Annotated in this window: 10 protein-coding genes; 9 read left to right on the top strand and 1 reads right to left on the bottom strand. The window is 62.6% G+C overall.

What is annotated here, in order from left to right:
• From SO156_RS32845 to mtnK, 9 genes are all read left to right on the top strand, one after another.
• The coding region (locus SO156_RS32845) for an NADH-quinone oxidoreductase subunit M (RefSeq protein ID WP_498537658.1) at positions 1-949 on the top strand (949 nt) is incomplete at its 5' end.
• Positions 950-971: 22 nt separating this feature from the next.
• Complete coding sequence (gene nuoN, locus SO156_RS32840; protein WP_458147295.1) at positions 972-2,408, top strand: NADH-quinone oxidoreductase subunit NuoN; 1,437 nt, start codon at positions 972-974, stop codon at positions 2,406-2,408.
• A gap of 2 nt (positions 2,409-2,410) precedes the next feature.
• The gene (locus SO156_RS32835) at positions 2,411-3,217 is read left to right on the top strand and encodes a biotin--[acetyl-CoA-carboxylase] ligase (RefSeq protein WP_498537657.1); all 807 of its coding nucleotides are present in this window, start codon (positions 2,411-2,413) and stop codon (positions 3,215-3,217) included.
• Complete coding sequence (locus SO156_RS32830) at positions 3,217-4,887, top strand: ribonuclease J (RefSeq protein ID WP_458147293.1); 1,671 nt, start codon at positions 3,217-3,219, stop codon at positions 4,885-4,887. The genes SO156_RS32835 and SO156_RS32830 overlap by 1 nt, the downstream gene beginning before the upstream one ends.
• Positions 4,888-4,978: 91 nt before the next feature.
• Positions 4,979-5,383: a methylmalonyl-CoA epimerase gene (gene mce, locus SO156_RS32825; RefSeq protein ID WP_458147292.1), complete on the top strand. Its 405-nt coding sequence runs from the start codon at positions 4,979-4,981 to the stop codon at positions 5,381-5,383.
• Positions 5,384-5,392: 9 nt separating this feature from the next.
• Positions 5,393-5,668 carry a DUF1467 family protein gene (locus SO156_RS32820; protein ID WP_458147291.1) on the top strand — a complete coding sequence of 92 codons (276 nt, stop codon included), beginning with the start codon at positions 5,393-5,395 and terminating at the stop codon, positions 5,666-5,668.
• Positions 5,669-5,843: 175 nt separating this feature from the next.
• The gene (locus SO156_RS32815; RefSeq protein WP_498537656.1) at positions 5,844-6,296 is read left to right on the top strand and encodes a hypothetical protein; all 453 of its coding nucleotides are present in this window, start codon (positions 5,844-5,846) and stop codon (positions 6,294-6,296) included.
• 331 nt (positions 6,297-6,627) lie between these two features.
• On the top strand, positions 6,628-10,002 hold the full coding sequence (locus tag SO156_RS32810) for an adenylate/guanylate cyclase domain-containing protein (protein WP_498537655.1): 3,375 nt from the start codon (positions 6,628-6,630) through the stop codon (positions 10,000-10,002).
• Between the two features lie 210 nt (positions 10,003-10,212).
• Positions 10,213-11,502: an S-methyl-5-thioribose kinase gene (mtnK, locus tag SO156_RS32805; RefSeq protein ID WP_498537654.1), complete on the top strand. Its 1,290-nt coding sequence runs from the start codon at positions 10,213-10,215 to the stop codon at positions 11,500-11,502.
• Here mtnK and SO156_RS32800 read toward each other — a convergent pair whose 3' ends face one another.
• Positions 11,503-11,952 carry a GNAT family N-acetyltransferase gene (locus SO156_RS32800; RefSeq protein ID WP_498537653.1) on the bottom strand — a complete coding sequence of 150 codons (450 nt, stop codon included), beginning with the start codon at positions 11,950-11,952 and terminating at the stop codon, positions 11,503-11,505.
• Positions 11,953-12,224 lie beyond the last annotated feature (272 nt).

Genomic DNA, 12,224 nt, shown 5'->3' with positions numbered 1-12,224 from the left:
GTACTGGAACGGCAACACGACCGACATCCCGACCCTGATGCACACCGCCGTGCCGCGATCGTTGCAGACCTGGGCGTGGCTTGCCTTCTTCGCCTCTTTCGCGGTGAAGATGCCGATGTGGCCGGTGCACACCTGGCTGCCCGACGCGCACGTCGAGGCGCCGACCGCGGGCTCGGTGATCCTGGCGGCGATCCTCTTGAAGATGGGCGGCTACGGCTTCCTGCGCTTCTCGCTGCCGATGTTCCCGCTGGCTTCGCATGACTTCGCGCCGCTGATCTTTACGCTGTCGGTCATTGCCATCATCTACACCTCGCTGGTGGCCTTGATGCAGGAGGACATGAAGAAGCTGATCGCCTATTCCTCCGTGGCGCATATGGGCTTCGTCACCATGGGCATTTTCGCCGGCACCATCCAGGGTGTCGCCGGCGGCGTGTTCCAGATGATCTCGCACGGCATCGTTTCGGGCGCGCTGTTCCTTTGCGTAGGCATCGTCTACGACCGCATGCACACGCGCGAGATCGCGGCCTATGGTGGCCTTGTCAACCGGATGCCGCTCTATGCGCTGGTGTTCATGGTGTTCACCATGGCCAATGTCGGTCTACCCGGCACGTCCGGCTTCATCGGCGAATTCATGACGCTGCTCGGCACCTTCAAGGTGTCGATCCCGACCGCCTTCTTCGCCGCGACGGGCCTGATCCTGTCGGCGCCCTATGCGCTGTGGCTGTACCGGAAAGTCGTGTTCGGCGCTCTGGTGAAGCCGACGCTGATGACGATCAAGGACATGACCTTGCGCGAGTGCATCACGCTGTTCCCGCTGGTCGCGCTGACGATCCTGTTCGGCGTCTATCCGAAGCCGGTGCTCGACATGTCGGCGGCTTCGGTCCAGCAACTCGTCAACAATTACAACACCGCGGTGACGGCCGTGAAGGCCGCCGCACTGCTCCAATGAGCGGGCAGGTCAGGATATCGCCATGAGCTTTGAGACTGCAGGTTATCAACTGGCGCCGGTGGTGCCCGAGCTCGTGCTCGCTGTCGGCAGCATGGCGCTGCTGATGCTGGGTGCGTATCGCGGGCAGGGGACGACGAAGGCGGTCACCACGCTCGCGATCCTCCTCCTCATCGTGACCGGCGTATTGGTGTTGCTGTTGCCGGCGGGCAAGCAGGTCACCTTCGGCGGCAGCTTCATCGTCGACGACTTCGCGCGCTTCCTGAAGATTTTGGCGCTGATCGGCTCGGCGGTCACGCTGATCCTGTCGACGGAGTTTTTGTCCGATCCGTCGCGACGCATCTTCGAATATTCGATCCTCGTGCTGCTCTCGACCCTCGGCATGATGGTGCTGATCTCGGCCGGAGACCTGATCTCGCTCTATCTCGGCCTCGAGCTGATGTCGCTGGCGCTCTACGTCGTCGCGGCGTCCAACCGGGACAACGCCAAGTCCAACGAAGCCGGTCTGAAGTACTTCGTGCTCGGCGCGCTGTCGTCCGGCATGCTGCTCTACGGCGCTTCCCTGATCTATGGTTTCACGGGCACCGTCAGCTTTGCCGGCATCGCGGCATCTGCCACGACCGGCAGCGTCGGCCTGGTCTTCGGCCTCGTCTTCCTGCTCGCCGGCCTCTGCTTCAAGGTCTCGGCCGTGCCGTTCCACATGTGGACGCCCGACGTCTATGAGGGGGCGCCGACGCCGGTGACCGCTTTCTTCGCCTCGGCGCCGAAGGTCGCGGCCATGGCCGTGTTCACGCGCGCGACGCTGACCGCATTCCCCGGCATCGTCTCGCAATGGCAGCAGATCCTGGTGTTCGTCTCCATCGCCTCGATGGCGCTCGGCTCCTTTGCCGCGATCGGCCAGACCAACATCAAACGCCTGATGGCCTATTCCTCGATCGGGCACATGGGCTTTGCTCTGGTCGGCCTTGCCTCCGGCACGGTCGAGGGCGCGCAGGGCGTGCTGATGTACCTCGTGATCTACATTGCGATGACGCTCGGCTCCTTCGCCGTCATTCTCGCCATGAAGCGCAACGGCCAGGCCGTGGAGCAGATCAGCGATTTCGCCGGCCTCTCGCGCACCAACCCGCTGCTCGCCTTCTTCTTTGCGATGCTGCTGTTCTCGCTCGCGGGCGTTCCGCCGCTCGCTGGCTTCTTCGCCAAGTGGTACGTCTTCGTCGCCGCGATCAAGGCCAACCTGTTCACGCTCGCCGTCATCGGCGTGCTGACGAGCGTGGTGGGCGCCTACTACTATCTGGCCATCGTCAAGACGATGTACTTCGACGAGCCTGCCGGGCAGGTCGATCCGGTCCGCGTCGAGGTGCGGGCTGTGCTGGCGGTGGCAGGCCTGTTCACCATCCTGTTTGCGCTGTTTGCGGGACCCGTCGTGAGTGTCGCCAGCGCAGCGGCAAAGTCGCTGTTCTAGGGATGGGATTCGCGCTCGGTCATCGAGCTCTCAGCGCGGGCTACCGCCTCGCAGCCTTCGATCAGATCGGCTCGACGAATGCGGAAGGCCTGGAGCGCGCCCGCCAGGGCGAGCGCGGCCCGATCTGGTTCGTGACCTCGGAGCAGACGGCGGGGCGTGGCCGCCGCCAGCGCGCCTGGATCGCGCCGCGCGGCAATCTGGCGGCCAGCATCCTCGAGGTGATGGACGTCGCGCCGGCTGTCGCCGCCACGCTCGGCTTTGCTGCGGGGCTCGCCGAGGAAGCGGCGCTGGAGCGGGTCAGCGTCGAGGCAGCGCTTCGCCTCGGTCCCGACCGGCCCCGATACACCCTGAAATGGCCGAACGACGTGCTTGCCGGCGGCAAGAAGCTCGTTGGCATCGGCCTCGAAGCCGAGGCCATCGGCAACCGCCTTGCCGTCGTGGTCGGCATCGGTACCAACGTCGTCGCGGCTCCCGAGGGCACGCCGACGCCCGCGGTGTCGCTGGCCGCCCTCGGGGTCCAGATCAGCGCGGAGGAGCTGTTCACCGCGCTGTCGGACGCCTGGGTCGAGTTCCGGGGCCTCTGGGACGATGGCCGCGGCTTTGCGGAGATCCGCCGCCTCTGGCTGGAGCGCGCCGCCGGCCTCGGCGAGAAGGTCGCGATCCAGACCGGGAGCGCGACGCTCGAGGGCATCTTCGACACCATCGACGATACCGGTTGCCTGATCGTCCGCACCGCCGATGGCCGCCGCGTGCCGGTAGCGGCAGGCGAAGTGTTCTTCGGCGCGGCCGCATCCGTGGGAGCGGCATGATGGCAAGGCCCGACGAACTGGTGTTTGCTCCCCTCGGGGGCGTCGGCGAGATCGGCATGAACCTGTCGATCTATGGCCTCGGCAACCGCCACCAGCGCGCCTGGCTGGCGATCGATCTCGGTGTCTCCTTCGGCGACGAGGAGCATTTGCCGGGCATCGACCTGATCATGCCCGACATCAGTTTCCTGGAGAAGGAACGCAAGAACCTGATGGGTCTGGTGCTGACCCATGCCCACGAGGACCATTTCGGCGCGATCATCGATCTCTGGCCGAAGCTGCAATGCCCGATTTACGCGACGCAGTTCAGTGCGGCGCTGTTCGAGGCCAAATGCGCGGCCGAGCGCAATCCGCCAAAAATCCCGGTCACCGTGATCCCGTCCGGCGGCCGCGTCGACATCGGGCCGTTCAACGTCGAGTTCATTCCGGTCGCGCATTCGATTCCGGAATCCCATGCGCTGGCGATCCATACCGAAGCCGGCACGGTGCTGCACACCGGCGACTGGAAGATCGATCCGACCCCATCCATCGGCCGTCCCACCGACGAGAGGCGGCTGCGCGAACTGGGTGAGGAGGGCGTTCTCGCCCTGATCGGCGATTCCACCAACGCGGTGCGCGAGGGACGCTCGCCCTCGGAAGCCGAAGTCGCCAGGACCATCATCGAACTCGTCAAGGAAGCCAAAGGCCGCGTCGCGGTGACGACCTTTGCTTCGAACGTCGCGCGCATCAAGGCGGTGGCGGACGCCGCTCGCGCCGCCGACCGCGAGGTCGTCGTGGTCGGCCGCGCCATGGACCGCGTCGTGCAGGTCGCGCGCGAGACCGGCTATCTCGACGGCGTGCAGAATTTCCGCTCGCCCGAGGTCTACGGCCATCTTCCGCAGAACAAGGTGCTGGCGCTATGCACCGGCAGCCAGGGCGAGCCGCGCGCAGCGCTGGCGCGCATCGCCAATGACGACCATCCCGAGATCACGCTGAACCGCGGCGACAGCGTGATCTTCTCCTCGCGCACCATTCCGGGCAACGAGAAGGCGGTCGGCTCGATCATCAACAATCTGGTCCTCCAGGGCGTCGAGGTTATCACCGACCGCGACCACCTGGTCCACGTCTCCGGCCATCCCCGCCGTGACGAATTGCGCGACATGATCGCCTGGACCAGGCCGCAGCTCCTGATCCCCGTCCATGGTGAGGCCCTGCATCTGCACGAGCACGCCAAGCTCGCGCGCGCCGCGGGCGTGCCGCGGGTGCTGGTCTGCCGCAACGGCGATCTGGTCAAGCTCGGCCCGGGTGACCCAGGCATCGTCGGCGAGGTGCCTTCCGGGCGGCTCTACAAGGACGGCACGATCCTGGAGGATTCCAAGTCCCGCGCGGTGGTCGAGCGGCGCCGGATGGCTTTCTCCGGTTGTGCCTTCGTCGCCATCGCCATGACCGCGCAGGGCGAGCTTGCCGACGAACCCGAGGTCGATCTCGTCGGCATTCCCGAGAAGAACAAGGCGGGCGAGGCGTTCGACGACCTCGTCTTCGACGCCGTGGTCTCGACCATCGAAGGCCTGCCAAAACCGCGCCGCCGCGATCCCGATGCTTTGGCTGAGTCGGTGCGACGCGCCGTGCGGGCCGTGATCAACGAACATTGGGGCAAAAAGCCCCCCTGTCTGGTACATGTACTGACGGTCTAAAATTTTTGAGCGTGATCTCTTCGGAAAACCGCGTCACACTTTGCGCTAACGCGGCCCTTCGGGTCCGGATCATGCTCCAAGGGAGAGAACCATGCTGGGCCGGCTCAACCACGTCGCGATCGCGACCAAGGATGCCGTGAAGGCCGCCAAGATCTACGGCGCAGCGTTCGGGGCACAGATATCGGAGGCAATCGCATTGCCCGAGCACGGCGTGACCACCGTGTTCGTGACACTCCCCAACACCAAGATCGAGTTCATCGAGCCCTATGGCGAGACCTCGCCGATCGCAAAGTTCCTCGAGCGCAATGCCGACGGCGGCATCCATCACGTCTGCTACGAAGTCGTCGACATCATCACCTCGCGCGACGTGCTGGTGAAGGAGGGGGCGCGGGTGCTCGGCGATGGCGTGCCGAAGATCGGCGCGCATGGAAAGCCGGTGCTGTTCCTGCACCCGAAGGACTTTTCCGGCGCCTTGGTCGAGATCGAGCAGGCGTAAGGCCGGGCCATGGCCTACCAGATCTCCACCGCACTCGCGATCTACTTCGTGCTCTGGTGGGTCACGCTGTTCGTGACCCTGCCTTTCGGCGTGCGCAGCCAGCACGAGGACGGCGTCGGAGCGCCCGGCACCGATCCCGGCGCGCCGATCCTGACCGGGATGCGCAGCAAGCTGATCTGGACCACGCTTCTCTCGGCTGTCGTTTTTGCGATCGGCATGGCGGCCTATCATGCCGGCTATCTCTCGATCGAACGCTTGTCGAAATTGATGGGAATGCCGTTCTAGGACGTGGACTCATCAACGCAAGCGCCAGACTGATCGACGCTGCTTTGAGATAGGAGCGCACGTCAAATGGCAGGTAATATCAGAGCCTCGGTCGCAATTACCTAAGGGCGGATTCCCAGCAGCAACACGGCAGGTAACGGACGAATTCTTTCTTGTCGGAATAGGAAAGATCCTCGTGACGACTCCGATGAAGCATTTTCGGGAAGCACAGCCGGTTTTAGGGTGTCTCCCTGTTTTACTCTTGCTGAGCAGTTGTGGCGGGGCGACGCTCGAGTGTGAGTCTTTGGACACGCGCACTGCAGTGGTTAAGATCGTTTCGGATGACAGCAACAACGCGCTTGTCAGCTACGCTGTCAAGAATTCGACAGCTGTTGCGGCGATGATAAGTAATACGAACACGGAGGCAGAAAAATTAGCCATTCTGGAAAAGGTGAGACAAGGTGCCGCATATAGGCTGGATGATACGATACGCACAAATTCGAGAGGCAAAGCCAAGCGAGCAGTTAGTTGTACTGGATTGTTGTATGTGACCGTTGAGGATGTGACAGCGCAAAAGGAGGTAGACTTTAAGGTAGAACGAGCTGCGGACGGCAAGATTTCCATTTCGGTCAGTCCGTTTCAATTTTGACCGGTGCCACGTCACTGGCGAAGAGGCAAGTGACCGATGTCGTTTATTGGCCCTTGGGAGCGCCGCGCGGCGGCGCTGGATTAGTCAGCCTAATTTACGATTACTCACATCGGTGACATCATGGTGAGCGTTGGCTTGTTTTAACACGGAAGGATGCGAGCGAAGCGACAGACTGATCGACGCTGTTTTGGGGTAAAGCGGACGTCAAATGCGAGACGACATCAGCAGCCTCGGTCGAAAATGAGCCAAACCGGCCGTTCGAAAAACGATACTCTAGACAGCCTGTCGTGCCTGGAGGATCATTGCGGGCTAGGCAAACTGGGGCGCCGCCATGGACCTCGGGGGTTGGCTGCGGAGGCTCGGTCTCGAACGATATGAGGCGGCGTTCCGCGAGAACGCGATCGACGACACAGTCCTGCCAAACTTGACGGCGGAGGACTTGAAGGATCTTGGTGTCGGACTTGTCGGGCATCGCCGTAAGCTGCTCGATGCCATTGCGGCCTTGCGGGCTGAAGCCGGCAAATTGGAACGCCTTTCCGAGTCTCCTGAGACAACCTGCAAGCCATTCAAGGACAATCCTGAGCGCCGCCAGGTCACAGTGATGTTTTCGGACCTTGTCGGTTCGACTGCCCTATCCACGCGCATGGACCCAGAGGATCTGCGCGAGGTCATTTCGGCCTATCAGACGTGCGTCGCCGACACCGTATGCCACTACGGAGGGTTCGTCGCCAAATACATGGGCGACGGCGCTCTCATTTATTTCGGCTATCCGCATGCGCACGAGGACGACGCCGAGCGGGCCGTGCGCGCCGCTCTGAAAATGATTGCTGCAGTGGGCGCGCTCGAATTGTCCGTTCCGCTACGGACCCGCATCGGTATCGCGACTGGGCTGGTGGTTGTTGGCGATCTCGTCGGCTCTGGGGAAGCGCAGGAGCGCAGCATCGTCGGCGAGACGCCGAATCTTGCGGCTCGCCTGCAAGGCGTTGCCGAGCCGAACACGATAGTCGTTGCCGAGGACACGCGTCGGCTCCTCGGCAACCTCTTCGACCTGCGGGACCTCGGACCGCAGGAGCTCAAGGGAATCGCCGCACCGGTGAGAGCTTTCGCCGTCCTCCAGGCAAGTTCTATCGAGAGCCGCTTTGAGGCCATGCACCCCGGCGGGCTGACTGAACTGATCGGACGCAAAGAAGAGCTTGGGCTGCTTTTGCAACGCTGGGCGAGAGCAAAGAGAGGCGAAGGCCATTTGGTGTTGTTATCGGGCGAGGCCGGGATAGGCAAATCAAGGCTCTCGACGGCTTTAGTGGAGGGGATCGCAACCGAACCGCACGCGCGGTTACGTTATTTCTGCTCGCCTCAACACACGGACAGCGCCTTTTTCCCGATCATCGGACAGATTCAGCATGCCGCCGGATATGCGGTCGGCGATACTCCGCAAACAAAGCTCGAAAAGCTCGATCTCCTGCTGGCACAGAGCCGGACGTCCCGGCAGGACGCTGCGCTGTTGGCCGAGATGCTGTCACTTCCCAATGACGGCCGCTTCCCCGCTCTGGAGCTTGCTTCCGAACAACAGCGTCAGAAAACGCTGGAAGCGCTCGGCTTCCAATTAAGGAGCCTTGCGAGCTCCAGCCCCGTGCTGATGATCGTGGAGGATGTGCATTGGGGCGACCCCACGAGCCTGGAAGCGTTCGGTCGCATGGTAGATCTGATCGCAACGTTTCCCGTACTCATGATCGTGACCTTCCGACCTGAGTTCGATCCCCCCTGGACTGGACAACCGCATGTGACCGCTCTTGCGCTCAATCGGCTCGGATACCGCGAGGTCGGCAGCATGATCGATTGCGTCGTCGGCGACAAATCGCTGTCGGCGGACTTCAGAACGGAGATTATCGAGCGCACCGACGGCATCCCACTGTTCGTCGAGGAGATGACGAAAGCAATGCTGGAGGCCGGGGGAGAGTGGGGAGCGGCGAAGACTGCAGCCGCGGTTTCCGCTCCAGCGCTGGCGGTGCCCGCCAGTTTACATGCTTCCTTGATGGCCCGGCTCGATCGGCTGGGTACGGAGGTCAAGGCGATCGCGCAGATCGGCGCGGCGATCGGACGAGAATTTTCGCACTTATTGTTGGCTGCAGTGGCGTCACTCAGCAACGAGGAGCTGAAGCAGCCTTTGGAAAAACTGGTGGAAGCCGGACTGGTCTTCCGACAGGGAAGTCCGTCACGAGAAAATTATGTCTTCAAGCATGCGCTCGTGCGCGACGCAGCCTACGGCACGTTGCTGCGCCCAGCCCGCAGGGAGCTTCACCTTCGCATCGCCCGTGCCCTCGAACAGCAGAGGCCGGATGTCGTCCAGGGATCTCCCGAAAGTCTCGCGCATCACTATACGGAGGCCGGCGCCCTCGAGCGCGCGGCGGCGCTGTGGGGCGCGGCTGGACGACGCTCGCACGCGCATTCGGCGCTGGCGGAGGCTGAGGCTCATTTGAGCCGGGCGCTTGGCCTGATCGGGACCTTGCCGTCGACGCCGTCGCTGCGCCGCGAGCAGATTGCGCTCCAGGTCGAACTGTTGACCGTTCTCATGCACACCAAGGGCTACGGTGCCGAACAAACCAAAGCCGCCGCCGAGCGTGCCCGCATCCTCATCGAGCAGGCGGAGGCGATCGGGGAGCCGCCCGAAGACTCCTTGCTGCTGTTCTCGGTGATCTATGGTTTTTGGGTGGTCAACATCGCCGGGTTCAACGGTGACGCCGCCCGCGAACTCGCCGACCAATTCATGCAGCTTGCGACAAAGCAACCCAACTCTGGCCCGCTCCTGCTCGCCCATCGCATGATGGGAGTGACATTGATGTCGGTCGGCGTCCCCGTAACGGGGAGGGAGCATCTCGATCAGGCGATCGCGCTATATGATGCTCGGGAGCACCGCGCCTTGGCAACGCGTTTTGGCACGGATGCCCAGGTCGCAATCCTGGAGTGGCGGTCGCGGACCAACTGGCTTCTTGGTTTTCCCCTGGCAGCGCGCAGGGATGCCAACGGGTCGTTCATCTGCGCCCGGGAAATTGATCAAGCCGCGACATTGATGCATGCCCTGGCGCATTCGACCGCCACACTGATCCTCTTGGGCGACGTTGCCGAAGCGGGTGCTCGTGCGAGGGAGCTCGTCGCGCTCGCCGAAGACAAGGGATCGTCCTATTGGATGGCGAACGGGCTGATGTGGCAAGGCTGCCTGATGGCGCAGACCGAGCGTGCGTCCGAAGCCGTTCACATCCTGGCCTCGTCGATTGAGACCTATCACGCGACGGGCGCCACGATCTATATTCCATTCGTGATGTCATATCTCGCCATGGCACATTCCCAGCTTGAGCGGCACGACGAGGCGCTCGACGTGATCGACCGCGCGATCGCCATGGCCCGGAGCACCAAAGAACAATGGTGCGAGGCCGAGCTTTATCGGATCCAGGGCAAACTGTTTCTGCGAATTGGGAACATGGCTGCGGCAGAGGTCGACTTCGAGCGCGCGCTCGAGATTGCACGTCGACAAAAGGCGAGGTCCTGGGAGCTGCGCGCCGCGACGAGCATGGCGCGGCTTTGGCGCGACCAGGGCAAACGCGACGTGGCTCGCGACCTGCTCACTCCGGTCTATAACTGGTTCAGCGAAGGATTCGACACCGACGATCTGAAGAAGGCCAAAGTCATGGTCGACACGTTGGCGTCATAGCCCATCTCATACTCCTGCGACGGCAAAAGCACTGCGATAGCGGGCCTGCACTCCATCAAGCTCGACAAATATACGGTGATTGCGAGCTACGCGCTGGTGGCGGACGGCGTCTATTGCGATTACGATCCGATCAAAAGAAGGGCCGACATCGGTTCGAGCTTCCCGGAGCGCGACTGACGATCCGGCCATAACCATGGGGCAGGGATCGTCATGACGCTAGCGCAGGCGGAGAACTATCGAATTTTGCATGAGGCGGACCTGCGGGATTATCTCGCGGGCCGTCCTAAGCTGGTGGCCGTCCTTGGCGGTGCGCCGGGCGACTGGTCGATCACGGAAGTCGGCGACGGCAATCTCAATCTCGTCTTCATCGTGAAGGGAGCGCTCGGCGGCGTCGCCGTGAAGCAGGCGCTGCCCTACGTCCGCCTGGTCGGGGAAAGTTGGCCGCTGCCACTGTCCCGCGCGCACTACGAATATCTGGCTCTGACCCGGCAGGCGCAGCTCGCGCCTGGGCTCGTGCCGTCGGTGCTGTATCACAACGAAGCGCTGGCGCTCACGGTGATGGAGCTGCTCGAGCCGCACATCATCATGCGCAAGGGGCTGATCGCAGGCGCGCGGTATCCACGCTTCGTGGACGACATCACGACCTTCATGGCGCGGACGCTGTTCTTCACCTCCGATCTCGCGCTCACCGCCGCAGCGAAGAAGGAGGGTATCGCGGCCTTTGCCGGCAATCACGCACTCTGCAAGATCACCGAGGATCTCATCTTCACCGATCCCTATCGGATCGCGGAGCAGAACCGCTGGACCGCGCCTTGGCTAGATGCCACGGCTGCAAGCTTCCGCGAGGATTTTGACCTGCATGTCGCGATCTCCCGACTGAAGCTGAAATTCATGGCGAGCCCGGAGGCGCTGATCCACGGCGACCTCCACACCGGCTCGGTCATGGTCACGGAGCGTGAGACCAAGGTGATCGATCCGGAATTCTCATTTTATGGCCCCATGGGATTCGACATCGGGGCCGTGATCGCGAACCTCCTGATGGCCTATCTGGCCTCATCTGGACACGAGCGCTCGCCGGGCGACCGGGCTGCGTTCGAGGCCTGGGTGCTGGAAACGATCGAGGGCGTCTGGAACGAGTTCGCGCGTAAATTCCAGGCGCTCTGGCGAAGCGACGCCACCGGGGATGGCTATCCCGTATCGCTGTTCGCAGGCGAGGGCGGAGGTGCGCGGCTCGATACGGAACGGCAGGCCTATATGGCGCGGCTGTTTCAGGACACCGTCGGCTTCGCCGCGGCGAAGACCATCCGGCGCATTCTCGGCCTGGCGCATAATCTCGATTTCGAAGCGATCGCCGACGAAAAGCGGCGCGCAATTTGCGAAGCGCGCAGCCTCCGCCTGGCGCGCAGAATGATGGTGGAGGCGCCGTCTTTCACGGCGATCGGTGCAGTGATCAAGGCAGCGCGCGAGGCGCGCGATTGGCAGCCCGATTTCGCGAGATAGCTAGGGTGCGAACGTCACGGCCTTGCCCATCGGATGTCTCGTCGTCACTCCGAATCCAGGCTGCGGCGGTCCGGTCATGGTCCAGCCGCACGATAGATAGAATCGAAGTGCGGTGACCGTGCTGTCGAGAGTAAGCCATTTGAGGCCGCGATGTGATGCCCAGACCTCGATCTCATGGATCAAGGACTTGCTCGTCCCCTTGAACCTCGTCTCGGGTGCCACGTAGTTCAGCAAAACGTAGCCATCGGCCCGGATGGCTGCAACGCCAGCGATACGTTCGCTCTCACTCGCCACAAGGACTGCGCGAGCATCGATCCACTGCCGCATGTTGTCCGCCGTCTTGTTGCTCAGCCACATCGACAGGGTGGCTGGGTCACCCTGGTGGTCGAGGACGCATAGTTCCAGTATCGACCGTCGCACGACGTCGATTGCTTGGTGGGCATCTTCCATCTGAGCTCGCCTGACGAGCATGTGGACGTATCCTTGTTGGATCATCGCAACGATCTCGTCCAGAGTCCCACGCGCAGAGTGCGCCCAGTTGGTCAACTATGGGACCTGCTACTCCCGAGCAACAATCGTCGCGACAGGCAGTGGTCTATGACGCGTTTGACGATCGCGCGGCGAGAAACGCGAAATGCATCAGTTTGGAAAAGTCTTCTCATTAGATAAGTCATAAAAAGTTTGTCTGCAACCACAGAACGCGATACGTAGGATCGCATCTT

Source organism: Bradyrhizobium sp. UFLA05-125, from assembly GCF_059803515.1.
Note: the sequence above shows the minus strand (reverse complement) of the source record. Positions and strands in the feature narration are given on the sequence as shown.

Coding starts and splice junctions, on each gene's coding strand:
- SO156_RS32835 (WP_498537657.1), top strand. CDS start 2,411: ATGGGATTCGCGCTCGGTCATCGAGCTCTCAGCGCGGGCTACCGCCTC.
- SO156_RS32820 (WP_458147291.1), top strand. CDS start 5,393: ATGGCCTACCAGATCTCCACCGCACTCGCGATCTACTTCGTGCTCTGG.
- SO156_RS32830 (WP_458147293.1), top strand. CDS start 3,217: ATGGCAAGGCCCGACGAACTGGTGTTTGCTCCCCTCGGGGGCGTCGGC.
- nuoN (WP_458147295.1), top strand. CDS start 972: ATGAGCTTTGAGACTGCAGGTTATCAACTGGCGCCGGTGGTGCCCGAG.
- mtnK (WP_498537654.1), top strand. CDS start 10,213: ATGACGCTAGCGCAGGCGGAGAACTATCGAATTTTGCATGAGGCGGAC.
- mce (WP_458147292.1), top strand. CDS start 4,979: ATGCTGGGCCGGCTCAACCACGTCGCGATCGCGACCAAGGATGCCGTG.
- SO156_RS32810 (WP_498537655.1), top strand. CDS start 6,628: ATGGACCTCGGGGGTTGGCTGCGGAGGCTCGGTCTCGAACGATATGAG.
- SO156_RS32800 (WP_498537653.1), bottom strand. CDS start 11,952: ATGGAAGATGCCCACCAAGCAATCGACGTCGTGCGACGGTCGATACTG.